The 24811-nt window shown below is 74.3% G+C and carries 16 protein-coding genes, 1 tRNA gene and 1 pseudogene; 14 read left to right on the top strand and 4 right to left on the bottom strand.

Annotation, left to right across the window (positions count from 1 at the left end; all coding sequences use genetic code 11):
• Window positions 1-110 precede the first annotated feature (110 nt).
• Together ACIRQY_RS29425 and ACIRQY_RS29420 are read left to right on the top strand one after the other, a co-directional pair.
• Window positions 111-905, top strand: a pseudogene (locus tag ACIRQY_RS29425) (ABC transporter ATP-binding protein); the annotation flags it as partial.
• Window positions 906-1081: 176 nt separating this feature from the next.
• Window positions 1082-3613, top strand: a complete 2532-nt coding sequence (locus tag ACIRQY_RS29420) for an ABC transporter permease (RefSeq protein WP_403930794.1) — start codon at window positions 1082-1084, stop codon at window positions 3611-3613.
• Window positions 3614-3805: 192 nt separating this feature from the next.
• Here ACIRQY_RS29420 and ACIRQY_RS29415 read toward each other — a convergent pair whose 3' ends face one another.
• Complete coding sequence (locus ACIRQY_RS29415; RefSeq protein WP_351796769.1) at window positions 3806-4138, bottom strand: glyoxalase superfamily protein; 333 nt, start codon at window positions 4136-4138, stop codon at window positions 3806-3808.
• A gap of 283 nt (window positions 4139-4421) precedes the next feature.
• Here ACIRQY_RS29415 and ACIRQY_RS29410 point away from each other — a divergent pair, with 283 nt between their 5' ends.
• Entirely contained in the window at window positions 4422-6587 is a 2166-nt protein-coding gene (locus ACIRQY_RS29410; RefSeq protein WP_403930792.1) for an ATP-binding protein, read from the top strand.
• A gap of 81 nt (window positions 6588-6668) precedes the next feature.
• Here the strand turns inward: ACIRQY_RS29410 and ACIRQY_RS29405 are convergent, their stop codons facing one another.
• The gene (locus tag ACIRQY_RS29405) at window positions 6669-8582 is read right to left on the bottom strand and encodes a hypothetical protein (protein WP_403930790.1); all 1914 of its coding nucleotides are present in this window, start codon (window positions 8580-8582) and stop codon (window positions 6669-6671) included.
• Window positions 8583-8690: 108 nt separating this feature from the next.
• Between ACIRQY_RS29405 and ACIRQY_RS29400 the strand changes: the two genes are divergently transcribed.
• Window positions 8691-10916 (top strand): hypothetical protein, encoded by a 2226-nt coding sequence (locus ACIRQY_RS29400; RefSeq protein ID WP_403930788.1) that lies wholly within the window; start codon window positions 8691-8693, stop codon window positions 10914-10916.
• Window positions 10917-11321: 405 nt separating this feature from the next.
• On the opposite strand, the gene ACIRQY_RS29395 is transcribed toward ACIRQY_RS29400, so the two are convergent.
• Window positions 11322-12170, bottom strand: coding sequence for a glyoxalase (locus ACIRQY_RS29395; protein ID WP_403930787.1), 849 nt, complete (start codon window positions 12168-12170; stop codon window positions 11322-11324).
• A gap of 345 nt (window positions 12171-12515) precedes the next feature.
• Between ACIRQY_RS29395 and ACIRQY_RS29390 the strand changes: the two genes are divergently transcribed.
• Both ACIRQY_RS29390 and ACIRQY_RS29385 read left to right on the top strand, forming a co-directional pair.
• Window positions 12516-13184: a DUF998 domain-containing protein gene (locus ACIRQY_RS29390; RefSeq protein ID WP_403930785.1), complete on the top strand. Its 669-nt coding sequence runs from the start codon at window positions 12516-12518 to the stop codon at window positions 13182-13184.
• 249 nt (window positions 13185-13433) lie between these two features.
• Complete coding sequence (locus tag ACIRQY_RS29385; protein ID WP_403930784.1) at window positions 13434-13646, top strand: DUF4287 domain-containing protein; 213 nt, start codon at window positions 13434-13436, stop codon at window positions 13644-13646.
• Between the two features lie 592 nt (window positions 13647-14238).
• On the opposite strand, the gene ACIRQY_RS29380 is transcribed toward ACIRQY_RS29385, so the two are convergent.
• Window positions 14239-14311, bottom strand: a tRNA-Arg gene (locus tag ACIRQY_RS29380).
• Window positions 14312-14613: 302 nt separating this feature from the next.
• Here ACIRQY_RS29380 and ACIRQY_RS29375 point away from each other — a divergent pair.
• The 8 genes from ACIRQY_RS29375 to ACIRQY_RS29340 all read left to right on the top strand — a co-directional run bounded on the left by ACIRQY_RS29375 (window position 14614) and on the right by ACIRQY_RS29340 (window position 24784).
• Window positions 14614-16224: a dynamin family protein gene (locus tag ACIRQY_RS29375; RefSeq protein ID WP_351792085.1), complete on the top strand. Its 1611-nt coding sequence runs from the start codon at window positions 14614-14616 to the stop codon at window positions 16222-16224.
• Window positions 16225-16228: 4 nt separating this feature from the next.
• Window positions 16229-18529 (top strand): GTPase, encoded by a 2301-nt coding sequence (locus ACIRQY_RS29370; protein ID WP_403930783.1) that lies wholly within the window; start codon window positions 16229-16231, stop codon window positions 18527-18529.
• Window positions 18530-18978: 449 nt separating this feature from the next.
• Window positions 18979-19482, top strand: coding sequence for a single-stranded DNA-binding protein (locus tag ACIRQY_RS29365; protein WP_351792080.1), 504 nt, complete (start codon window positions 18979-18981; stop codon window positions 19480-19482).
• 222 nt (window positions 19483-19704) lie between these two features.
• Window positions 19705-21174: an LAETG motif-containing sortase-dependent surface protein gene (locus tag ACIRQY_RS29360; RefSeq protein WP_403930781.1), complete on the top strand. Its 1470-nt coding sequence runs from the start codon at window positions 19705-19707 to the stop codon at window positions 21172-21174.
• Between the two features lie 307 nt (window positions 21175-21481).
• Window positions 21482-23146 carry an energy-dependent translational throttle protein EttA gene (ettA, locus tag ACIRQY_RS29355; protein ID WP_351792037.1) on the top strand — a complete coding sequence of 555 codons (1665 nt, stop codon included), beginning with the start codon at window positions 21482-21484 and terminating at the stop codon, window positions 23144-23146.
• 5 nt (window positions 23147-23151) lie between these two features.
• Window positions 23152-23577: a thioesterase family protein gene (locus tag ACIRQY_RS29350; protein ID WP_351792034.1), complete on the top strand. Its 426-nt coding sequence runs from the start codon at window positions 23152-23154 to the stop codon at window positions 23575-23577.
• A complete protein-coding gene (locus ACIRQY_RS29345; RefSeq protein WP_403930779.1) occupies window positions 23574-24248 on the top strand; it encodes a hypothetical protein in 675 nt (224 codons plus the stop codon). Before ACIRQY_RS29350 ends, ACIRQY_RS29345 begins: the two co-directional genes overlap by 4 nt.
• A 140-nt stretch (window positions 24249-24388) precedes the next feature.
• Window positions 24389-24784 (top strand): GNAT family N-acetyltransferase, encoded by a 396-nt coding sequence (locus tag ACIRQY_RS29340; protein ID WP_403930778.1) that lies wholly within the window; start codon window positions 24389-24391, stop codon window positions 24782-24784.
• Window positions 24785-24811: the final 27 nt, after the last annotated feature.

The following is a 24811-nucleotide window of genomic DNA, read 5'->3' as shown; positions in this document are numbered from 1 at the left end:
GGGGGACCGGGGGACACCCCCACCCGCAGAAGCCCGGCTGGCTCCATTTCCGCTGGTCGGCGCCCTGACTACGGTCGAAGACACAGTCGGTCGGCGAGGAAGGGAACATCATGGGGCGGCGTCGGGACAGCGGAGACACCGAACGGCACGGGGGCGCGGCTCCCGCGATCGAGGTGCGTTCCGTCAGCCGCTCCCACGGGCGGGGAGCCGGGGCCGTACGGGCCCTCCACGGGGTGGACCTGACACTGGAGCGGGGCAGTTTCACCGCCGTGATGGGCCCCTCGGGCTCCGGCAAGAGCACCTTCCTCCAGTGCGCGGCCGGTCTGGACCGGCCCACCTCGGGGCAGGTGCTGCTCGGCGGGGAGGACATCACCGGTCTCAGCGAGGACCGGCTGACGAAACTGCGGCGCACCCGCGTCGGGTTCGTCTTCCAGTCCTTCAACCTGCTGCCGTCCCTGACGGTCCTCCAGAACGTGCTGCTGCCCCAGCGGCTCGCGGGCGTACGGCAGGACCGGCGGCGGGCCCAGCAGCTCCTCACCGAGGTGGGGCTCGCGGATCACGGCGGCAGGCGCCCCGGGCAGCTGTCGGGCGGTCAGCAGCAGCGGGTGGCCATCGCCCGCGCGCTGATCACGGACCCGGAGGTGGTGTTCGCGGACGAGCCGACCGGCGCCCTGGACACCCGGTCAGCCCGGGAGGTCCTGGGGCTGCTGCGGCGCGCGGTCGACACGATGGGCGCCACGGTCGTCATGGTCACCCACGACCCGGTGGCCGCGTCCCACGCGGACCGGGTGCTGTTCCTGGCCGACGGGACCCTGGTGGGCACCCTGTGGCGGCCCGACCCGCAGACGGTGGCCGAGCGGATGAACAGGCTGACGGGAGGGGCGGAAGACTTTGCTGGTGCGGCTGGCATAGGCGGCATAGATGGCATAGATGGCGTGCGTGGGGCGGCTGATGCGTGGTCCACCGTGCTCACGGGCGGCTCGGGCACCACGGCTGCGACGGGCACCACCGGCACCACCGGCATCACCAGCACCAGCACCATCGGCACCGACGCCGCTCAGGGCCGCGCGGGGGCCGTCGCGTGACGAACGGTCTCGCGCGGGCCTCCGTGCGCTTCAGGCCCGCGTCCTTCGTGGGCAGCCTCGTCGCCCTGTTCCTCGCGGCGGTCGTCATCACCGCCTGCGGCACCCTGCTCCAGACCGGGGTCACCGCCCACGCGCCGACCGTGCGCTACGCCGGGTCCCCGGTGGTCGTCTCCGGCGACCCGTACGTCCGGATCACGTTCCAGGAGGCCGGAGAGCACCAGGCGCAGCTGAGCCCGCTGCCCGAGCGCGCCCGGGTGGCCACGGCCCTCACCGCCGAGATCGCCGCTCGGCCCGGTGTCGCCGGGGCCGTACCCGACCTGTCCTTCCCCGTCCTGACGACGGGAGGTCCCGACGCGCCGCCCGCCCTCACCGGACGGAACTTCTCGGCCACCGCCCTCATCGCGGGGAACCCGCCCCCGGGCCGCGCCCCCGGAGCCGGGGAGGTCGTCCTCGAAGCGGGCGCCGCACGGTCGGCGGGTCTTGAGCCCGGCGACAAGGTGTCGCTGAACACCCCCGGTGGCAGCGGGAGTTACGTGGTCGCCGGGCTGCTTGCCGCACCGGCCGAAGGGCCCAGCGCCTGGTTCGCGGACCCGGTGGCCGAGAAGCTGTCCGGACACCCCGGGACGGTCGACGCCATCGCCGTGACCGCCCGGGACGGCGTGTCCACGGCCGCCCTCGCGGAGCAGGTGCGCCGGGCCGTGGACGGCCGCGCCGAGGTCGCCACCGGTGACGCGCGCGGCGCCGTGGAGGTGCCGGCGCTCGCCGGGGCCGAGGAGGTGCTGACCGGCCTCGGCGGCTCCTTCGGCGGCATCGCCGCCCTGACCGCCGTCTTCGTCGTCGTCGGCACGATCGCGCTGGCCACCGGACAGCGGGCCCGGGAGTTCGCCGTGCTGCGGGCGATCGGCGCGACGCCCCGGCAGATCCGCCGCACCATCGCCACCGAAGCGCTGTTCGTCGCCCCCGTCGCGGCTGCCCTGGGCGTCCTGCCCGGCGTGGCGCTGGCCCGCTGGTGGTTCGGCGAACTCGTCGACCGGGGGGCCGTACCTCCGCAGGTCTCCCTGGACGTCGGCGTCCTGCCGATGGCCGTCGCGGTGGGGGTCTGCGCGCTCGCCGCCCTCGCGGCCGGGTGGACGGCCGCCCGTCGCCCCGCCCGGCTGCGCCCCGGACAGGCCCTGGGGGAAGCCGTCGTGGAGCCCGCCCGGCCCGGCGCCGTACGGATTGTGCTGGGACTCGGAGCCCTCACGGGCGGCACCGCGCTCGCCGTACTGGCAGCCCGGCTCGGCGGCGCGGACGCGGCCAACACCGCCCTCGGCGTTATCATGTGCTTCCTGCTCGGCGTCGCCCTGCTCGGCCCGCTCCTCGCCCGGCTGTGCGCGAGCGTCCTCGGGCTGCCCCTGAAGGCGGGCGCCGCCGGGGCGTCCGGTTCGCTGGCCGCCGACAACACCCGCGCCCAGGCCCGCCGTCTGGCCTCGGCCATCACCCCGATCATCATGGTCACCGCCTTCTGCGGCACGCTGCTCCTCATCCAGAGCAGCCTCGACCACGCCTCGGCCGGGAACGTCCGGGACGCGGTCGTCGCCGACCACGTGCTCGGCTCGACCGGCCCCGGCCTGCCCACCGGCACCGCCGAACGGGCCGCCCGCACACCGGGCGTGGCCGCCGCGACCGGGGTGCTCCGCACCGGAGCGGTCTACCGCGCGGACGACACGCTCTCCTCCGTGACGGTCCTGGGCGTCTCCGGCGACCCGCGCGTCCTGCCGAGGGTGCTGGACCTCGGGGTGCGGAGCGGTTCGCTGAGCGGCCTGCGGGCGGCGGACACCGTCGCCCTCGACACCGTGGTCGCCGGGGACCTGGGGGTACGCACGGGGGACCGGGTCGCGCTGTGGCTGGGCGACGGCACCGAGGTCCGGCCCACCGTGGTCGCCACCTACGCGCGGGGCCTCGGCGTGGGCCAGGCCGTGATGCCCCGCGCCGCGCTCGCCGCGCATGTGACGACCGCCCTGGACAGCCAGGTGCTCGTCGCGGCGGCCCCCGGCGCCGACCCGGAGGAGACGGCCCGCAGGCTGGGCGCGCTCGCCCCGGGGGCGACCGTCACCGACGCGGCCGGATACGGGGCCCAGGCCGACCGCGCGCGGGAACTCAACGCCTGGGCCAACACGGTCATGGCCGCCGTGCTCGGCGGGTTCGCCGCCGTCGCCGCCGCCAACACCCTGGTGATGACGGTCCTCGACCGCCGCCGCGAGATCGGCCTCCTGCGCCTCTCCGGCACCACCCGGCGCCAGGTGCGGGACATGATGGGCTGGGAGGCGCTCCTCGTCGCCGTGTCCGGCCTCCTCGTCGGCGGAGCCATCGCCTGGACCACCCTCGTCCCCATCGCCCGGGGCGTCACGGGAGCCGCCCCGTACGTCCCGCCGACCACGGTGGTCCTCTTGGTCGTCGGCACTCTCCTCCTCACCCTCACCGCCACGGGCCTGCCCACCCTGTCCCTGCTCCGGGTCCGCCCGATCGAAGCGGGCAACGGCCGGTAGCCGAGAACGCACGCGGGGCCCGACGGGGCCGCGACGGGGGCCGTACGGCCAAGGCGGGGGCCGGAGCCCGTAGAACGCCCTGGGAGAGGCGGAGACGACCGTCCCGGCGGAGTGCCGGACGCCGAGCGGGGACGTGCGTCATGAAGAGGATGTGCGTCATGGAGGGGACGCGTGTCATGCCGGGGGCGTGCGTCACGCTGGAGGCGTGACGACCCGGAGCCGGTTCCCGTCCGGATCGCGCAGTTCTGTCTCCCTGCCCCAGGGGACCTCCTCCACCCGCGTCCCGAACTCGGCCGCGACGGCGTCCACATCGCGCAGCCGGAGGTGGACCAGGGTGTCGGGGCGGGCGTCGCCGGTGTGTTCCGAGAGGAACAGCCGCACCTCGCCCCGGGCCACCTCCACGAACGCGGGGAACCCCGGCTCGAAGCGGTGCACCCACTGCCGACGGAAGCCGAGCCGCTCGTACCAGGCGACGGCCGTCTCCGCGTCGCCGGTCCGGAGGACCGGGATGACTGCCTCGTCCATGGTCCGCATTCTCACAGACGCCGCTGACATCGGCCTGATGCCGGGAAACGGGGGCAACCAAGAAGCCGGGAGACGGGCGTACGGGAGGCCGGGTGCCGGGCTTCCGTACGGGCGAGGTGACGGAGTCGTCCCGCGCGGCCCGCTCTTCCGGCTGCGGCGGGCACGCGGGCCGCGTGGATCGCGCCGGACGGGGGAGCCGAAGAGACGCGAACGTCCCCGCGATCCGCCGACGCGGCGATACAGTCCGGCGGAACGGGTCCGGCGACCAGGGGGAGGGGCCGACGTGCTGGAGGTCGTGGCGCTCAGCGCGCTGACCACGTTCCTGCTGGGGGTGGGGAACGGAGCCGCCGGAGAGATCGGCAAGAACCTGTCCCTGTCGGCGGGAGCCCTGGTCAGACGGACCCTCGGGCGGGAGACCCCGCTCCCCGCCGACGCGGAGGAGCGCCGGGCGCTGGCCGGACGCCTGCACGCCCGCCTCGGGCAGGATCCGCGGCGGGCCGGTGAGTGGGCGCTGCTGCTGGAGAGCGACCCCGACGAGGCCCCGGAACCGTCCCGGGGCGCGATGCCCCCGGCGCCCTGGGCGTTCACGGACCGCCAGAAGGTGCTCAAGCAGCTGATGAAGGAGGCCGACCGCCCCTGGGAGGGACGGCCCCGGGTCGTCCTCCTCTCGGGCCCCTCGGGCAGCGGCTCCACCTCGGTCGCGCTCCGGCTCGGGGCACAGGGCCGCGACCGGTTCCCCGACGGGCGGTACTACGTCGACCTGCGCGACACCGCCGGGGAGACCGGGCCGGAACCGTCGGCCGTCCTGCTGCGGCTGCTGCGCGAGATGGACGTGGCGGCCGACCGCGTTCCCGCCACCGAGGCGGCCCGCGAGCGGCTCTACCGGACGCTCACCGAGGGCCGCAGGGCCCTCGTGGTGATCGACCACGCCACCTCGCCCGCGCAGGTCCGCGCCCTCGTACCGGCGACACCCGGGGTCCTGCTCGTGGTCGTCGTGTCCGGGCCGCCCCCGCTCCTGGAGGCCGAACGGGTCGCCGTACCGCCGCTGAGCGACCGCTACGCGAAGCAGCTCGTACGGAAGGTCGCCGGGCCGGAACACGCCGCACGGGTCAAGGCCGGGCTGCCCGGAGTGCTCGACCGCTGCCGGGGCAACGCGTTCGCCCTCCACACGGAGGCCCGGCTCCTCACCCGGGACGAGCCGGGGCCGGCGTCCCCGGCGGGGCAGGGGGCCGGGGACGCGCTCCCGGCCGCCGCCGGGCCCGACCATCCGCTACGGACGGCGGTGCGGCTCGCCTCGCTCCGGCTCGGGCCCGAGGCGGTGCGCCTGTGCCGGCTGACCGCGCTCGGCGGCTGGCCGTCCGTCAGCGCCCTGATCGCCGCGGCCGCCGCCGGTACCGACGAGGCGACGGCCGCCCGGCTGCTCGACGAGGCGGTGGCCGTCGGCCTCCTGGAGCCCCTCCCGGACCTGCGGTACCGCTTCCGGCCCGAGACCAGGAGGCAACTGGCCGAGACCGCCACCGCCGAGTACGGCCTCGGCGCCTGCGCGGACGCCGTGGACCGGATGCTCGAAGCGCTGCTCGGGCGCGTACTGCCCGCGTCCCGCGCCGCCCTGCCGGAGAGCTGGCGGACCGAACTCCCGGCGCGGTACCGGGACGGGGCCGAAGAGGTCCCGGACGGCATCGCCGTACTGGCGGCCGAAGTGGCCAACGTGGCCCGTGCGGTCGCCCTCGCCGAGGAGCACCGGCGGACCGGCACCGCCCTCTGGCTGGCCCGTGCCCTGTGGCCGCTCCAGCTGAAGGCCGGACACTGGGACGAGGTGCTCCCGGCGCTCCGGGACGCGGCGCGCCACGCCGAGGAGAGCCGGGCGGACGACCGGATGGCGGGCGCGCTCCACTTCCAACTGGCGCACTGTCTCGGGGAGACGGGCCGGACCGAGCAGGCGCGGCGGGCGGCGCGGGCGGCCGTGACGTACGAGCGGGCGGCCGGTCATCCGAGGGGTGAGGCCTCGGCCGTGGAGATGCTGGGCCTGTTGAGCCTGAACCGCTGGGAGTACGAGGAGGCCCACGAGAGGTTCACCGAGGCCGAGGCCGTCTACCGGAGGATCGGGGCGGGCGAGGAGGGCGCGGCCGATCTGCCGAGGGCCCTCGCGCTCGCCGAGCGCCACCGGGGCCGGGCCCTGCGCGGGATGGGCAGGACGGACGAGTCCCGCCGCTGCCTGGAGAACGCCGTGGACTTCTTCGCGGGCCGCACCGGGGCGCCCCCGGAGGCGTACAACCGGGCCCGTTCCCTCACGGACCTGGCGGAGACCCTGCACGAGGGCGGCGACGACCCGGCGGCCCTGGCGAGGATCGCCGAGGCGGAGACGCTGCTGCCGTCCTCCGCCGCCCCGCACCTCGCGTACCTCGCGGGTCTGCGACGGCGGTGCGTCGGCTCCGCGCCGGAGGAGTGAGCGGGCGGGGGCGGCGGTCCAGGGCCGCGGCCCGGCGCCGGGCGGTCCGGCCGGGGCGCCCGGCGGGCGCCGCACTCCGGCTCAGCCGGACGCCTCCACGCGGAACGGATGCGTACCGCCGCCGGTGTGCGCCCGGAGCACGACCCCCCGCGCGGGGACCTTCCCGCCGTACGCCAGCCAGGCGTGCAGGGCCGAGGCGTACGCGGCGGGATCGGCGTCGGCCCCGGCCCCCGCTCCCCTTTCGGCCTCGCCTCCGGCCCCGGCCCCGGCTCCTGTCTCGGCCCCGGCTCTCGTCTCGGCCGCCGCCCCTGCCTCGGCGGCCAGCCGGAACGTGCCGTGTGCCCGGCTTCGTACGAGACAGGTATCGGGTCCCGTCACGTACACCGCCGTCGCGCAGTGCGGATGCAGCCGCAGCACCTCCGCGGTCCACGCGCCGGGGCCGCCCAGACGCGGATCGTCGGCCCGCCCGTCGCGCGTGATCACGTCCGCCAGGTCGAGGTCCCCCGGACGACGGGTCTCCTCGTGCACGGCGAGATGGGCGTCGCCGAAGGCGCCGGGGGGATGCCCGGCGGACCGCTCGACCACGATGTCCGTCCCCTCCGCCCGGGTCCGTACGTGCAGCGGCGACGTCACCGTGCGCGGGGTGTACGGGGGGAGCGGGAGCGGTTCGAGGGACGCGGCAGCGGTCGGCTCGGGCAGGTCCATCAGGGCGTAGAAATGGCCGCGCAGCAGCTCGGCCGAGCGGCCCGGGGCCGAGGTGACGAACCCGGCGGGGGCGGGATCCGGCCGGTGCGCCTCGATCCCCCGCGTCACCTGGGGGAGCAGCGGGGCGTGCGGGTCCAGCCGGGGCGCGTGCCGGACGAAGTCCGCGAGGGGCGCCTCGGCGTCGAGCACGTCCGTTCCGTCGGCGGTCAGCAGCACGGGGGTGCCGAGGGCGGCGGCGTAGTAGGACACCGCCCCGAAGTCCCCGAGGACGAGGTCGGCGGCGAGCAGGGCCTGCCGCCACGCGTGGACCGGGTCGATCAGGGCCAGTCCGTCGCGCCGCGCGCGGTCGAGCCAGGCCCGGATCTGGCCGGGACCGTGCCCGTACCAGATGTTCGGGTGCAGGACGGCGGCCACGTGGTAATCGTCGAGGGGCAGTTCGGCGGCCAGCCGGGGGAGGAGGCCGGGCAGGACGTCCCGCCCGCCGCCGTTCCCGAAGAGCCCCTCGGGGTTCCACGTCGAGTTCAGGACGACGAGCCGTTGCCCCCTGCGGACTCCGAGCGCCCTCCGGAACCTGTCCCGGTACGGGCGCGCCGCGAGCATCCGGTCGTAACAGGGGTCACCCGCGAGGACGGCCGAGGGGACCGCCTCCGCGCAGACCCGGGCGAGCCGCTCCAACTGCTCGGGGTGGGAGAGGACGAGTCCGTCGACGAAGGGCCGTCCGTCGGGCAGCAGCCACTCCGGCGAAAGGCCGAACGTGGGCCCCGGGCCTTCGGCTTCCGTGTCCGGGGTGTGTCCACGGGCCCCGGGGCCCGCGCTTCCCGGGACCTGTGGGTCCTGGGCCCGTGTGCCTCGTGTGCCTCGCGTTCCCGGCTCCCGGCTCCCGGCTCCCGGCTCCCGGCTCCCGGCTCCCGGTTTGGCCAGTTTCTTAGTGTATCCAACGCCATGGGAGAGAACGGACAAGTTGCCCTGGAGCAGGTCGAGTTCACCGCCGAAGCTCGCCGAGATCGCCAGGTCCACCGGGGTGGACAGGGCCTGCTCCCACGGCAGTTCGGGCAGCTGCAGCTCATGGAGGAGGTCGCGGACGCCGTCCTGGAAGGCGGACGACCCCGTGGAGGTGACAAGGAGCTGGACGCGGAAGTCGTCGTGGAACAGCGGCACCAGGTCCAGCAGGCGGCCCGCCGAGGTGACATTGTGGACCACGAGGAGCACCCGGCGCCGGGTGCTCCGGCTCGTCCACCGGTGGGATCCCTCCCCGACCGGTACGCGAATGGCCAGGGGTTCGGGCCCCACGGGTGACCTCCTGAACGAGCGTGACGTCGTCGCGCCACCCTATCCGCGATCAGTGCCGCGACCGGTGGCCCGACGGAGTTGTCGGCGGAGACTGGCACGATGCCCCGCATGGATCTCGTACACCCGCTCGACGGCCTGGACGTCGTTCCCTGGGCCTCCTCCTCCCACGCGTACGGCGACGCGACGGACCTGCCCGAACTGCTGAGAGCGCTGACGCGCACGGACCCTGAGGCGGCGGGCCGGGCGCTGTCGGACCTCTACGGAAGCGTGCTGCACCAGGGAACGGTCTACGCGGCCAGCGCGGTGGCGGCGCCGTTCCTGGCCAGGATCGCGGCGGCCGGACACCGCACGGCCGAAGTCCTGGGGCTGCTCGGGGGCATGGCCGAGAGCGAGGACGAGTACGGGGTGGCGCGGGGCGCGGTCCGGACCGCCGTGGCCGGACAGGTGCCGCTGCTCCTGCCGCTGCTGGCCGACGCCGATCCCGACGTCCGCAGGACCGCCGCGTGGGCGGTCTCGCACACCCGGGTCACCGGGACCGTACTGCCCGCGCTGTGCGCCCGGTGGGAGGAGGAGTCCGCTCCGGCCGTCCGGTCGGAGCTCCTGGCGGGAATCGCCCGGCTCGACCTCGGCCGGGGAGCGGCCGAGGCGGCCGGGGTCCTGGACCCGTCCCAGCCCGCCGGGGTGCGGCTGGCCGCCGTCCACGTCCACCTCGACGCGGGCCTCCCGTGGACCGGGGCCCTGCACGACACGGTGCTGTCCCTCCTGCCCGCCGACTCCCTCCGCTCCGACCTCGACGACGAACGCGGCGAGCCGCTGGCCGCCGTCGTCGAGGCCCTTCTGCGCCGGGGCGGGGAGAAGGCGCGCGGGGCCGCGTTCGCCCTGGTCGACGCGGCCCTGCGGGACGACAGGGCCGAGGTCAGGGAGGAGGGCCTCTGGGCGGCGGAGTGTGCCTGTGCCGTCTCGCGCGCCGCCCCGCACCGGCTGTTGGAGGGCCTGCGGGCGGCGGCGGTCGACGAGACCTCCGTGGTCGCCGTGGCCCCGCTGCTCGGCCGGCTGGGCCCGGCCGCCGCACCCGTCGCGGACGTCCTCGCCCCGCTCGCCGGACGGAACCCGGACCAGGAGGACGACCAGGCCGACCGTGCCCTGGCGGCGCTCGTGCGGATCGCGCCCGACCGGGCGGCCCCGCTCCTCGCCGCCGGACTCGGGCGCCGCCCGCGCGCGCTGGGCGCCGCCGCCGGGCCGTGGCACGCGGAGAGCGCGGACTTCCCGTACGACAGCGGCCTCCTTGACGCCGTGCGCTCCTTGCTCTCCCGGCCCACGGAGCTGTGCCGGGACGAACCCGCGCGGCTGATGCGGCTGTTGGCGGGCTGGGGCGCCGATGCGGTGGCCGCACTGCCCGAACTGTGCGCGGCGCTCCCGTACTTCCCCGGCTCGGCCTCCCGGGCCCTCGCCGCCGTCGCGGCCGAGAGCGCGCCGGGGGGCCGGGCCACGGCCGTCGCCGCACTGGCGGAGGTGGCCGCGACGGCGGTCCTTCCCTCGGCGAAGGCCCTGTACGACCTCACCGGCGACCCCGTACCGCTGCTCCGGCGCCTCGAACAGGAACTCGGTGGCGCGGGAGCGGACATGGGGGACGCGGCTCGGGCAGCCGCCGCGCTCGGCCGGCGGGGAGCGGCACTGGAGCCCCTGCTGCGCGGTGCGCTCAGCGACCCCGAGGAGACGCTCTCCTCGGCCCTCGACACGGACACGGCCCTCGCGGAAGCCCTGTGGCGCGTCACGGGGGACCCGGCCCCCGCGGTCGCCGTCCTGGAGTCGGTCCTCACCCGCGCCGCGCACGGCCGCTGGTCGCGCTGGTCGGTGATACGGGCGGCCCGCACGGCCGCGCTCCTCGGCCCGGCGGGCCGCCCGCTCCTCCCCGCGCTGGAAGCGGCCCTCGACGACCCGACGCAGGTCCCGGCCGTGGTGCTCGCCCTGATCGCCGTGTCGGAACCCACGGGTCTCGACCGCGCCGCGCTCGCCGGGGCGGCGCTGACCTCGGCCGAGCTGGACGCCGACCCGACGGGAGCCTGCGAGGCCCTGGAGGCCCTGGAGGCCCTGGAGGCTCCGGGTGCTACGGCCCTGGACGACGAACTGCTGCGCCGACTCACCGCCCTCGCCGAAGGCGACGCCCGGGTGGTCCGCTCGGGCAAGGAGGACCTCGTCATCGAGCAGGACGAGACCTTCCGGCACCGCACGCGAGCGCTCCTCGCGGCCTTCACGGCGACGGCGGCGGCCACGACGGTCACGGCGGTCACGGCGGTCACGACAACGGGGCGGCGGGGCGCACCGAGCGTGTGACGGGAGGGAGTTGCGGGGGTGGGGCTGCCGGGGCCGTCGGGGCTTGAGTCGTTGGACCGCCGGACCGCCGGACCGCCGGACCGCCGGGGCTCGGCAGCCGGACCGTCGGGGCTGTCGGGTTTCGGGTGCCGGACTGTCGGGGCTGTGAGGTTTCGGGTGCCGGACCGTCGGGGCTTGAGTCGTCCGGGGCCGGGCGGTCCGGCGCCGGGCAGTGCCCTGGCACTGCCACGGCTCCGGTCACCGTCCGGCTCTCCGGGGCACGTCACCGACCCGGGTCCTCGGTGGCCAGGGTGCTCGGTGGCGCGGGGCCTCGGTGGCGCGAGTCTGGGTACTCGCCGACTCGGGTCCTCGGGCGCGGGCGCCCCCCGCTTCCGTCTGCCCGGGGTCCGGCGCCGGTGAGGGTCCCTACTCGGCCTGGTGGCGGTCGGCGTCGTGCGGGCCTTCCCCGGTCCGCTGGAGAGCGGCGTCACGGGCACTCTCCCCGGCCGCCGGGGAACGGTCGGCACCCCGGCTACCCTCCTCGGCCCGCCGACGTTCGGCGTCGGTGGCGTCGGTGGCGTCGGTGGCGTCGGTGGCGTCGGTGGCGTCGGTGGTGGTGAGCGTGGTGAGTCGGCGGCGCCATTCGTCGACGCCTTCGGTCTGCTCCAGGACGGCCGCCAGTTCGATCAGGGTGGTGAGGGTCTTGGCCACGTCCACGGGCGGGGCGGTGGACTCGTGCCGACACAGGGCCGTGGTGAGCACCCGGAGCGCGGTGCGGTCGTCGTTCTTGAACTCGGAGAGGATCCGGGCGTTGTCGAGGGCCTTCGCGAGGCCCGTGAGGCTCTTGGAGCCGCCGTACTCCAGCTCCTCGGGCTCGTCCCGCTGGATGAAGATGAGCGAGTTCCCGGACGGGTCGACCAGGGTGAACCGGCTCGCCCCGGGCCGGAACCGGGTGATCCTGGGCTGCCCCTTCGCCGGGACCCTGCCGTAGGCGGTGCGCAGTGCCCGGCTGAACTCGGCGTGGTAGGCGGCGACTTCGTCGACCAGGACCAGGCAGCAGCCGGATTCCTCCCGGCTCGGGTCGAAGTCCTTCGGCGGCATCCCGAAGTGCAGCGCGAACCCACTCCATTCCAGGGCCAGATAGAGATAGGGCCGGGTCTGCTGATACGTGACCGCGAAGCCCAGCGCCCGGTAGAACTCCAGGGTCTCCTCCACCGACGCGCATGGCAGCACCGGCACCGTCGTCTCGTTCGCCCGCGTGATCGCTTCCACCACAGCCTCCACCTCTCCGCTCCCGTCCCGGACCGGGACACCCCGAGGCTGACGCATCGCGGGGATTTCCGCCTATGGAGTCGCTCGGATGGTGCGGCTCCGTGCCGGGGCCGCAAGCTGGCGCCGGGGACTCCGTACGGGAGCGGGCACCGCGTATCGGCCCCTTCGCCACCCGGCAGGCGCGGGCTGTCCGGCCGGTCGCCCGAGAAGACCCCGGCCGGACGACGGACCCCCACCTCCGACCCGCACGACTCCACTGAGTGGCGCGGGTCACAGTCGCCCCGCCGATGACTTGGCCGCCCGACCCCGGTCATACGTACGACAGAAACCGAACGAGGAAGGCCCGACATGACGAGGACGCTCAGTGCCGGTTCCCACGCGGTTCTCACCCCGAGGGACGCGCGGCCGACGGTACGGGGGCCGGTGGCCGGTGCGGTCGTGGCGGGGCCGTTGTTCCTCGGGGCGGGTGTCGTCCAGGGGCTGACCCGCGACGGCTTCGACTTCGGCCGGAACGCGATCAGTCAGCTGGCCCTCGGTGAGGCGGGCTGGATCCAGACGGTGAACTTCCTGGTCGCCGGGGCCCTGTTGATCCTGGGCGCGGCCGGACTGCGCCGCACGCTGGGCGGGGGAGCGGGCGGAACGTGGGGTCCCGCGCTGACCGGGATCTTCGGCGCGTCGTTCTGGGCGGCGGCGGTGTTCCCGGCGGACGCCGGGGCGGGGTTCCCGGCCGGAGCACCGGACGCGACCACGATGAGCGGTCACGGAACCGCGCACATGGCCGCCGGGATGATCGGCTATCTCGCGCTGTGCGCCGCCCTGGTCGTCCTGGCCCGCCCGCTCGCCGCCCGGGGCCACCGCGGCTGGGCCGTCGCCTCCCGGCTCGTTCCCGTGGCGGTCCTCGCCGGATTCATGGCCTCGGCCGCCTCCGTCCTGGCCTTCACAGCGGGGGCGGGCCTGGGCCTGATGTGGCTGGCCGCGGTGGCCGCCCGCCTGGCGGTCATCCCGGCCGATCGCTAGGGCGTGTTTCGAAAGTCCCGCCTGCCTGGCGACGCCTGGCACGCACGCTCGCCGCGTTGTCGGGATCACCCCGATACATCCAGTATCGGGGCGACCCTCCGCCTTGCGATCGCACACACCAGACGCCGCCAGGCCTGCCCTCCGGGCAGACGGCGCTACTTTCGAAACACGCCCTAGACGGTCGCCGCTCCACCGCGCATCATCGACAGCGTCAAGATCAACGACATCGGATCGGAAACGGGGCATCTCATGACCGACGCAGTAAAGGGTCCTGCCAGCTACTTCCCCTCCATCGAGAAGAAGCACGGCCGCCCGATCGCGGAGTGGAAGGACCTCATCCGCGCCTCACCGCTCACCAAGCACATGGAACTCGTGAACTGGCTCAAGTCCGAACACGCCCTGGGCCACGGCCACGCCAACGCCCTCGTGGCCCACACCCTCGCCGAGGACGCTGCCGAGTAGTCCCACGAGCGGCCGCTCCCGGACGGGCCTCGGCACCGAGACCCGCCCCACCCGGCTCCGAAGCCCCGGGGCCGGACGGAGGCCGCCGCCCATCGTGAGATACGGCCCGACAGACCCCGCCGAGGGCGGAGCGGGCTGACGGCGTGCGACGTCCCGGCCGGTCTGCCCGCCGCGGCTCAACTCCCCCGGCCGCAACCGTCAGGGAGGCGGCCGTGCCGCAGCCGTCCGGGACCGCCGACGGGGCGCGGGCCGGAACGTCCGTGATCGACCTGACCGCGTCGACGCCACCGGCGTGCGCGCCGAGGATCCGACCACGGGTGTCCGGCCCACCACCGGCATAGAGGCATCCCGCACGGCCGAGGCGGCGCCGGACCGGGCCACGACTCTGGCCGGGCTTCCGCCCACCCGCCCCGCCCGAACTCCCGAACGGCCTCACGGCGGGCCACCGCTCCACGGGGTGGGACGCGTGTCCTGGCCGGTTCCAGCCGGACAGCCCCAGCGGCCGACCGCCCTCTCACCGACCCGCCCGTCTCCACCCCAGAACCACCCCCACCAGCAAAAAGACCCTCCCGAAGGAGGGTCTCGTGCTGTGCGCCCCCGGCAGGACTCGAACCTGCGGCCAAGTGCTTAGAAGGCACCTGCTCTATCCACTGAGCTACGGGGGCCGGGTGGTGACCGTGTGGCCAGGAGCCCCTTGTGGGTGGGGTGTGGCCTGCCGGGACAAGGATAGGGCTCCGATCACCTTGGCCTGGTTGCTTCACCTGCGTGGCACGATGTGGAGGTTCGGTGAAGCGGAACGATAATCGCAGGCAGGTGCGATTCGTGCACCGCTTTTTGCCATGCTCGGGGCGGGTGTTGTGCACTCGTTATGCCTGGGCTTCCGGTCACCGCCCCTCTCTTCGGCGCGCAGGGCCGTAATAGGCTTCAAAAACACTCATAAATTGGGCATTCTTCGCATGTGGTGACCTTGGACGAACGGCCTCAGCTGATCGACGCACTCTCCGCCCTCCGCGACCGTGTCGCCGCCGTGCGTCTTCCCCTCCCCCTTCCCGGTACGCCGCGCGCCCGGCAGACCAGGGCCGAGCTGCTCGCTCAGCTCGACGACTACCTCGTGCCCCGGCTGAAGGACCCCGAAGCCCCGCTCCTCGCCGTCGTCGGCGGCTCCACCGGCGCGGGCAAGTCCACCCTCGTCAACTCCCTTGTCGGCCGCCGCGTCAGCGAGTCCGGCGTCCTCCGGCCCACCACCCGCACCCCCGTGCTCGTCTGCCACCCCGAGGACCACCACTGGTTCGCCGGGATGCGCGTCCTCCCGCAGCTCACCCGCGTCTGGCTGCCACAGACCGACGTGGACCACCACGCCGACGACGCACCCCCTCAGGAGAACGCCCTGCGCGTCGAGACGGCCGCCTCCGTCCCCCGCGGCCTCGCCCTCCTCGACGCGCCCGACATCGACTCCCTCGTCGTGGAGAACCGTCTCCTCGCCGCCGAGTTGATCTGCGCCGCCGACATCTGGGTGATGGTCACCACCGCCTCGCGGTACGCCGACGCCGTGCCCTGGCACATGCTCCGTACCGCCAAGGAGTACGACGCCAGCCTCGTCACCGTCCTGGACCGCGTCCCGCACCAGATCATCGGCGAGGTCTCCCGCCAGTACGAGGCCCTGCTCGACCGGGCCGGACTCGGCGGCGTACCCCGCTTCACCATCCCCGAACTCCCCGAGTCCGCGGGCGGCGGCAGCGGCCTGCTGCCCGACAGCGCCGTCGCCCCCCTCCGCGCCTGGCTCGTCCACTGCGCCGAGGACCCCGCAGCCCGCCAGCAGGCCGCCTTCCGCACCGCCACCGGCATCATCGACTCCCTCGACGCCCGCCTCCCCGAACTGGCCGGAGCGGTCTCCGCCCAGTACGCGGCCGCCGGCCGTCTCGGCGGCGCCGTGGGAACCGCGTACGGCACCCAGGGCAGACGCGTCCGCGAGCAACTGGCCCGGGGCACGGTCCTCGCCGGGGACGCCCGCACCCGCTGGCGCGCCTACCCCCGTGACAGCACCGCCGACGAACTCCTCGACGCCCTGACCGAGTCCCTCGCCGCCCTCCTCCACTGCGCGGTCTCCGCCGCCGAGGAGCGCGTCCGCGACGCCTGGCGCCGCGAACCCGCCGCCGGAGCCCTCGGCCCCGCCCGCGCGGGTGGGGGCCGCGGCACCGTGGAGCGGATCGGCGTGGCGGTACGCCGCTGGCGCCGCGTCCTCGAAGAGCTGGCCGAGGAGGAGGTACGGGACGTGGAACGGCCCCCCTCCTCCCGTACCGCCCTGCCCGACGCCGAGACCGTCGCCGCCCTCCTCGCCGCCGCCCTCCTCGGCGGCCGCCGCGCACGGCCCGCCGGTGAACGCCTCGCCGAACTCCTCGGCGCCCAGACCGCCCTGCGACTGCGCGACAAGGGCGGCGCCCTCGTCCTCACCTACGTCGACCGGGTCCTGCACGCCGAACGCGACCTGCGCCTCGCGCCCCTCGAAGCACTCGACGTGACCCCCGAGCCGCAGGCGGAGCTGATCGCCGCGCTCTCCGTACTGCAGAAGGAGAAGTGACCTCGTGGACGCGGACGCCGATGTGGATGTGGAGGGGTACGTGGACCCGGAAACGGGCGGTGAGCAGCGCCGCGACCGGGACTCCGGCCGTGACCGTGACCAGCGGGAAGCCGAGGCCCGGCGAGAAGGGGCGGGCGGAGGCGGCGGCGAGGAGAGGGACGGGAGCAGGGACCGGAGCAGGGACCGGAGCAGGGACGGGGGCGGGGAGGGAGGAGCCGTGACGGGCCTCGGGAGCCCGGCTCCCCGAAGCCAGACCCCCGCCACCCCCGCACCCGCCACCCTGGCGCCCGCCACCCCCGACCCCACCGCCCGGACTCCCGCAGCCCAGGCCCGCCTCACCCGGACCCGCCTCACCCAGGCCCCCGACACCCAGCCCGCGACCACCCAGCCCCCCGACCGCGCAGGCCCCCCGGAGCGGAATTCGGGCGGGCGGGCCTCCCGTGACCCCGGCGCTCCGGGCGCTCACGGCGCCCCCGGCCGTGACGGCGTTCAGGACGGCGGCCGTGACGGCGGTCGCTGGGACGACGGGCTCATCGCCCGCCGCGCCGCCGACCGCGTCGCGGCCCCCGCCTCCTCCCACGCCCCCGCCTCCGGTGCGTCCGACGGTGCCGGGGACCCGCAGGAGCCCGACACCCTGCCGCCCCTCGGGGGCAGCTACGGCGGCCCCCTCCGTACCCGGCTCGACGCCCTCCACGAACTCGTCGGGCTCTCCCGTACGCGGGTCGACGGCGAGGCACTCGCCGAAGCCGGGCGGGTCCTCGACGAGGCCGCCGCACGTCAGCGCCTCTCCTCCCGGCACACCGTGATCGCCATCGCGGGTGCCACCGGCAGCGGCAAGTCCACGCTCTTCAACGCCTTCGCCGGGGTCTGCGTCTCCGAGACCGGACTGCGCCGTCCCACCACCTCCGCACCCATCGCGCTCAGCTGGTCCGAGGGCGCCGCCGGACTGCTCGACCGGCTCGCCGTCCCCGGCAGACTGCGGCGCCGCCCCCTCGCGGGCGGCGCCGCCGACACCGCGCTCCAGGGGCTCGTCCTCCTCGACCTGCCCGACCACGACTCGGCCGTCACCGCCCACCGCGACACGGTCGACCGGGTCCTCGGCCTCGTCGACGCCGTCATCTGGGTGGTCGATCCCGAGAAGTACGCGGACGCGGCCCTCCACGAGCGCTACCTCCGGCCGTTCGCCGGACACGCCGAGGTCACCTTCGTCGTCCTCAACCAGATCGACCGGCTCGGCACCGAGGCCACCGACCTCGTCCTCGACGACCTGCGCCGACTCCTCGACGAGGACGGCGTGGCCCTCGGCGAACACGGCGAACCCGGCGCCACCGTCCTCGCCGTCTCCGCCCTCACCGGCGACGGCATCGCCGAACTCCGCGAGCTGGTCGCCCGTTTCGTCCAGGAACGCACCGCCCCCGAACGCAGGCTCGCCGCCGACGTCGACGCCGCCGCCGCCCGGCTGCGCCCCTCCTACCTCGCCGACGGCCGTCCCGGCCTCGACGAACGCGCCCGGGACGCCTTCACCGACCGCCTCGCCGTCGCCGTCGGCGCGCAGGCGGCGGGCGAGGCTGCCGAACGCGTCTGGCGCCGGGGCGCCATCCGCGCCTGCGGCACCCCCTGGCTGCGCCTCTACCGCTGGTACGAGCGACTGCGCGCGCACGGCTCCGTGGACCCGCGTCCGGCACCCGCCGAGGACGAACTGACGGCACGCCAGCGCGTCGAACAGGCCGTGCGGAGCGTCGCCGACGAGGCCTCGCACGGGCTCCCGGCCGCCTGGGCGCAGGCCGTCCGTGAGGCCGCCGAGCGAGGGGCGGACGGACTGCCCGAGGCCCTGGACGAACTGACCGCCGATCTCGGGGATCCCGCGGCCCGGCCACCCCGGCCCGCCTGGTGGCCCGCTGCCGTCCTCGCCCAGGCGGTGATGACGCTCCTCCAGGTCTTCGGCGCGCTCTGGCTGGTGGGACAGATCGTCGGCGTGGTGGAACCGGGACTGCTGCCGCCCGTCCTTGTGATGCTGGCCGGGATCGTCGGCGGCCCGCTCGTCGAATGGGCCTGCGAGGGGGCCGTGAAGGGACCCGCCAGGCGATACGGGCAGGAGGCCGAGCGCCGCCTGCGGGAGGCGACCGCGTCCTGCGGCCGGGCCCGCGTACTCGACCCGGTGGCGGCGGAACTGATGCGCTACCGGGAGGTCCGGGAGCAGTACGCGACCGTGGTCGGCACCCGGCAGACGCCCAGGATCGTGGGCGGCGCACGCGGCGGCACGACCCGGCTGGGCGCCACAAGGGCGGGCACGCGCGCCCGATAGCCGGTGCCTGGTGCCGGGTCCCTGGTGCCCGGCGCTCGGCTGCCGATGGTGGAGGGCCGATGGCGAACGGCCAGGTGGCGGGCAGTCGGTGGGCAGGGGTCCGTATCCCTGCCTCCGTACGGGTACGGGTATGGGTACGGGGGCAGGGCGCGGGCCCTTACTCTCCGCCCTCCCCGCCCCAGGCGCGGCCGTACGGGAACGAGAGGCGCGCCCCCCGCGACCCCTTCGGCTGCTTCCCGCCCCACCTCCATCTCACCCAGCCCACCCCAGTCCACCCCAGCCCCTCCCCCTTCAGCCCCTCCCACCCCCTCCGTTTCCCCTCCCGGGTGACGGAGTTGTGCACAGTCGTCCGCTTGTCCACAGGTCTCAGCGGGTTTCTCCGCGCACCTCCAGGATGGAGGGGACCGGAGAAGAGACAGCAGGGTGAACGCGAGGGTGGGGGACGGACGATGAACGAGACGACCGTGACGCTGGTGGGCAATGTGGCGACGGCGGTGGAGTACCGGGACACCGTGAGGGGCGGGGTCGCCAGGTTCCGCTTCGCGGTGACCGGGCGGCGCTGGGACCGGGAGCAGGGGCTCTGGACCGACGGGCCCACCAGCTTCTACACGGTGTCCGCCTGGCGCTCCCTCGGGGCCAATCTCGCGGCCTCGGTCTCGGTGGGCGAACCGCTCGTGGTGCACGGCAGGTTGCGGGTGCGCGAGGACGAGCGGGACGGGCAGCGGAAGACCTTCGTGGACGTGGCCGCGCTGACGGTGGGCCACGACCTGAGCCGGGGCACGGCGGCCTTCCGGCGCCCGGCGCGGCCGGATTCGAAGGCGCCGCCGGAGCCTTCCCCGGCGCTCGCCCCGGCGTCCGGCGGGGACCCGTGGGCGGTGGCGGCGGAGGGCCCGGGAGAGGGCGGGGAAAGGGCCGGCGAGGAGGTGGGAACCCGTTTGGTGACGGCCTCCTGACCTTCTGTTGTGGAGATTTGTCGACCAACTCGCTTGCGCGATAACGATTCCGAGTCGGAATGGTTATCTGACCGTATGGCCGGGCACCGGGGGGTTCCGCATCCCTAGGATTCCCGGGTACTCATGTGGCACGTGAGCCCATCGGGTCTGTGATCTGCTGGCGTGCGCTCCCCCCACGCGAAACGACATGTTCGCGGAGCTGCGCGCCCGGAGGGGAATGCAATGTTTTCAGTTCGTGGGCGCGGTGTTGCCCGCCTTGCCGCCGCGACGCTGGTGTCCAGCCTTGTCGCGGTCGGAGCGATAGCGACCGCCGGTCCGGCGTTCGCCGACGACGCCGCCGGTACCGGCGGTGTGACGGCGAAGCTCGGCGGCATGACCGACCGTGACTCGGTCAAGATCTTCGAGAAGGACGGTTCGGACTGGGTCGTCCAGGGCGGCCTCTTCAAGATGCAGGTCGAGGGTGGGGGCACCCTCCAGACCTACTGCATCGACCTCCGCACGGAGGCCAAGCACGACTTCGACTACAAGGAAGTCGGCTGGGGCGAGTCCTCCCTGCACAACAACGAGAACGCGGGCAAGATCCTCTGGGTCCTGGAGAACGCGTACCCGAAGTTCTCCGCCGAGGCGCTCGGCACGAAGCTCGGCGGCGTCGACCTCTCGAAGAACGAGGCCGCCGCGGGCACCCAGGCCGCGATCTGGACCTTCTCGGACGACGTCAAGGCGGTCCCGCGCAGCGCGGACGCCAAGAAGCTGACCGAGTACCTCCTCAAGGAGGCCGTCAAGCTCGAAGAGCCGAAGGCCTCCCTCTCCCTCTCTCCCTCCTCCGTGGCGGGCAAGGCCGGTGACCGGCTCGGCCCGATCACGGTCAACACCAACGCGGAGACCGCTAAGATCACGCCCGCGCCCGGCACCCCCGCCGGGGTGAAGATCGTGGACGCCCAGGGCAACACGGTCACCGAGGCCAAGAACGGCGCCGAGCTCTTCTTCGACGTCGCCGCCGGCACCGCCGACGGCACCGCCGAGCTGAGCGCCTCCGCCACCACCAAGGTCTCCCTGGGCCGCGCCTTCGTCTCCATCGACGGCCCCTCGCAGACCCTGATCCTGGCCGGTTCCAGCGACTCCACCGTCACCGCCAAGGCGTCCGCCGCCTGGGCGAAGAAGGGTGCGGCCCCGGCCGTCACGGTCGCCAAGGACTGCGCCAAGGGCGGCCTGGAGGTCATCGCCTCCAACAAGGGCGACGACGCCTGGACCTTCGACCTGAAGGGCACCTCGTACACGGTCGCCCCCGGTGAGACGAAGACCATCGCGGTCCCGCTCGCCGAGGACGAGGCGTACAAGTTCACCATCACGGGCCCGAACGGCTTCGAGGAGACCTTCGAGGGCGTCCTGGACTGCAAGACGGCCCCTCCCGGCCCCAAGCCCTCCGAGACGCCCACCACGGAGCCCTCGACCCCGGCCCCGTCCCCGTCGACCCCGGGCACCACGACCGGTGACACCACGGGCGGCACCACCGGTTCGACCGGCACCACGGGCGGCACCGCCGGTGGCTCCACCACCACCGGTGGCGGCGACCTCGCCGAGACCGGTGGCTCCAGCGCCACCCCGATGATCGCGGGCATCGCCGCCGCGCTCGTCGTGATCGGTGGCGGCGCGGTGTTCGTCCTCCGCAAGAAGAAGGCCGCCGCTCACTGAGCCGCGACCCCCGGTACCGGTCCCGCGCCGGTACCGGGGAACCACACCCCGCGAGGTGATCCGCGTCACAGCGGAACCGCCCCGTGACCCCGCCCGACCCCGGACCGCGCCAGCGCCCGGGGTCGTCGCACGTCCGGAGCCCCGTTCCGACCCCTTACCGCCCGGTACGGCCCCGGTCACCGGCCGGTACGCCCCCGCCGCGCCCCCGCGCGGGCCCGCACCCCGCCCTCGCCGGTTTCCTCCCGGGGCTGGCGGTCAGGCAAGATGGGGTGTATCTGCCCACTCACTCTTCGCCGGACGGTTTCTCTTGGCTGAGTTCATCTACACCATGCGCAAGGCGCGTAAAGCGCACGGCGACAAGGTGATTCTCGACGACGTCTTCCTGAACTTCCTGCCCGGCGCCAAGATCGGTGTCGTGGGCCCGAACGGTGCCGGCAAGTCCACCGTTCTGAAGATCATGGCCGGGATCGAGCAGCCGTCCAACGGTGACGCCTTCCTCTCGCCCGGTTACAGCGTCGGCATCCTCATGCAGGAGCCGGAGCTCGACGAGTCGAAGACCGTCCTGGAGAACGTGCAGGACGGCGCCGCCGAGCAGATGGGCAAGCTCAAGCGCTTCAACGAGGTCGCCGAGCTCATGGCGACCGACTACTCGGACGCGCTCATGGAGGAGATGGGCAAGCTCCAGGAAGACCTGGACCACTCCAACGCCTGGGACCTCGACGCCCAGCTGGAGCAGGCCATGGACGCGCTGGGCTGCCCGCCCGGCGACTGGGCCGTCACCAACCTCTCCGGTGGCGAGAAGCGCCGCGTCGCGCTCTGCAAGCTGCTCATCGAGGCCCCGGACCTGCTCCTCCTCGACGAGCCCACCAACCACCTCGACGCCGAGTCGGTGAACTGGCTGGAGCAGCACCTCTCGAAGTACGCGGGCGCCGTGGTGGCCGTCACCCACGACCGGTACTTCCTGAACAACGTCGCCGAGTGGATCCTGGAGCTCGACCGCGGCCGCGCGATCCCCTACGAGGGCAACTACTCCACGTACCTCGACAAGAAGGCCACCCGCCTCAAGGTCGAGGGCAAGAAGGACGAGAAGCGCGCCAAGCGCCTCAAGGAAGAGCTGGAGTGGGTGCGGTCCAACGCCAAGGGGCGTCAGACCAAGTCCAAGGCCCGTCTCGCCCGCTACGAGGAGATGGCGGCCGAGGCCGACAAGATGCGGAAGCTGGACTTCGAGGAGATCCAGATCCCGCCGGGCCCGCGCCTGGGCTCCATCGTCGTCGAGGTCGAGAACCTCTCCAAGTCCTTCGGCGACAAGGTCCTCATCGACGACCTCAGCTTCACCCTGCCCCGCAACGGCATCGTCGGCGTGATCGGCCCGAACGGCGCCGGCAAGACCACGCTCTTCAAGATGATCCAGGGCCTGGAGACCCCCGACTCGGGCTCCATCAAGGTCGGCGACACGGTCAAGATCTCGTACGTCGACCAGAGCCGCGCCAACATCGACCCCAAGAAGACGCTGTGGGCCGTCGTCTCCGACGAACTGGACTACATCAACGTCGGCCAGGTCGAGATGCCGTCCCGCGCGTACGTCAGCGCCTTCGGCTTCAAGGGTCCGGACCAGCAGAAGCCCGCGGGCGTGCTGTCCGGCGGTGAGCGCAACCGCCTCAACCTGGCGCTCACCCTCAAGGAGGGCGGCAACCTGCTGCTCCTCGACGAGCCCACCAACGACCTCGACGTCGAGACCCTGTCGTCGCTGGAGAACGCCCTCTTGGAGTTCCCCGGCGCCGCGGTCGTGATCTCCCACGACCGGTGGTTCCTGGACCGGGTCGCCACCCACATCCTCGCCTACGAGGGCGAGTCCAAGTGGTACTGGTTCGAGGGCAACTTCGAGTCGTACGAGAAGAACAAGGTCGAGCGCCTCGGCGCGGACGCCGCCCGCCCGCACCGCGCCACGTACAAGAAGCTCACCCGAGGCTGAGGTCAGTGGCCAGACACCTCTACAGCTGCCCCCTGCGCTGGTCGGACATGGACGCCTTCGGGCACGTCAACAACGTCGTCTTCCTGCGGTACCTGGAAGAGGCGAGGATCGACTTCATGTTCCGGCTGGCGCCGGGGGACGGCTCCCCGTCGTTCTCCGGCGGGTCCGTCGTGGCCCGGCACGAGATCGACTACCTGAGGCCCCTGGTCCACCGCCACCGGCCGGTGACCGTGGAATCGTGGGTGACGAAGATCGGCGCGGCGTCGCTGACGATCGCGTACGAGATCAAGGACCCGGACGTCACCTACGTACGGGCCTCGACGGTCGTCGTGCCCTTCGACCTGGAGGCGCAGCGCCCCCGGCGGATCACCGCCGAGGAGCGGAGCTTCCTCCAGGAGTACGTAGACGACGGGATGACGTCCACCGCATGACCGTGCTCGCCCCGCTCCACTTCGACGACGCCAGGGAGGCGGCGGCCCTCGCCGCCTTCCTGACCCGGCTCGTCCACTACGACCGGGCCGCCGCCGTCCGTCTCCAGGCGGGCGGCGGGGCGCTCGCCGTCTTCGGCCGCCCCTCGTCCTTCGAGGTCCTCGCGGTCCGCACGGCCCGGCTCGCCGACGCCGTCGACCTGGACGTCACCGTCTCCGCCGGTGAACTCCTCGACGGCGTCGACGAGGCGGCGGGCAAGGCGGCCGTACCGGACGCCGTCACCGGACCGCCCTGGACCGGGGTGCTCCCGCCGCGCGCCGGATGGCGTCCGGTCGCCGGACTGCCCGGCACCGCCGAGATGCGCGGCGCCGTCGCCGCGGCCATCGCCGAGTTCCGTGCGCGGGACGAGGAACTGCCCGAGGAGCGGCGCACCCGGGCCGAGCGCGACCTCATCGGCCGCGCGATCTGGTCCCGCACCCTGGCCCCCACGGGCCTGCCGCTGCGGGCCGTGCACGCGGCCCAGTCGCTGGGGTTCCTGCCGCCCGCCGGGGCGGCGGAGACGGTCGCGCTGTTCGCCTCCGGCCCGTGGCTGCGGCTGCGGACCCCGTACGGCTCGATCGCCCTCCGTACCGTCCCCACCGGCCTGACCGTCACACCCGGCCTCTCCGGGTGACGGAGACGGGGCCGCCACCGGACCCGCCACCGCCACCGGTACCGGTACCGGTACCGGTCCCGGGGACCGCTACGGACCCCGGAACCGCTGCGGAACCGGACGCACGCCCCGCCGGTACGGCCCCGGGCGCGCCCGTCGGCGTGGAGGTCCTGGTCGACGGTGACCTCACCGGCCAGGAGCTCAACACGCTCTTCCATGCTGCCTGGCCCGGACACCGGGACACCGACTTCGGGCCCGTCCTCGCCCGCAGCCTGCTCCGGGTGACCGCCCGGCGCTCCGGACGGCTCGTCGGCTATGTCAACGTCATCGGCGACGGCGGGGCGCACGCGTTCCTGCTCGACACCACCGTCCACCCCGGAGTTCGCCGCACGGGCCTCGGCACCGCCCTCGTCCGGGCCGCCGCCGAAGCCGCCCGGCGGCGCGGTGCGCACTGGCTCCACGTGGACTTCGAGCCGCACCTCACCGGCTTCCACCAGCGGTGCGGCTTCCGTCCCACCGCCGCCGGACTCATCGACCTGACCGGCACCCCCGGCTGAGGCCCCGGGCCCCGGCCAGCGGTCAGA

Origin of the sequence: Streptomyces sp. NPDC101490, assembly GCF_044767145.1 — a bacterium.
In the GTDB taxonomy this organism is placed as follows: Bacteria; Actinomycetota; Actinomycetes; order Streptomycetales; family Streptomycetaceae; genus Streptomyces.
The sequence above is the reverse complement of the archived record's forward strand: the minus strand, read 5'-3'. Positions and strand labels throughout refer to the sequence as shown.

Bases quoted from the DNA above. Each gene is read 5' to 3' on its own strand.
- ACIRQY_RS29415 (WP_351796769.1), bottom strand. From the start codon at position 4,138: ATGGACGAGGCAGTCATCCCGGTCCTCCGGACCGGCGACGCGGAGACG.
- ACIRQY_RS29400 (WP_403930788.1), top strand. From the start codon at position 8,691: ATGGATCTCGTACACCCGCTCGACGGCCTGGACGTCGTTCCCTGGGCC.
- ACIRQY_RS29390 (WP_403930785.1), top strand. From the start codon at position 12,516: ATGACGAGGACGCTCAGTGCCGGTTCCCACGCGGTTCTCACCCCGAGG.
- ACIRQY_RS29385 (WP_403930784.1), top strand. From the start codon at position 13,434: ATGACCGACGCAGTAAAGGGTCCTGCCAGCTACTTCCCCTCCATCGAG.
- ACIRQY_RS29365 (WP_351792080.1), top strand. From the start codon at position 18,979: ATGAACGAGACGACCGTGACGCTGGTGGGCAATGTGGCGACGGCGGTG.
- ACIRQY_RS29360 (WP_403930781.1), top strand. From the start codon at position 19,705: ATGTTTTCAGTTCGTGGGCGCGGTGTTGCCCGCCTTGCCGCCGCGACG.
- ACIRQY_RS29345 (WP_403930779.1), top strand. From the start codon at position 23,574: ATGACCGTGCTCGCCCCGCTCCACTTCGACGACGCCAGGGAGGCGGCG.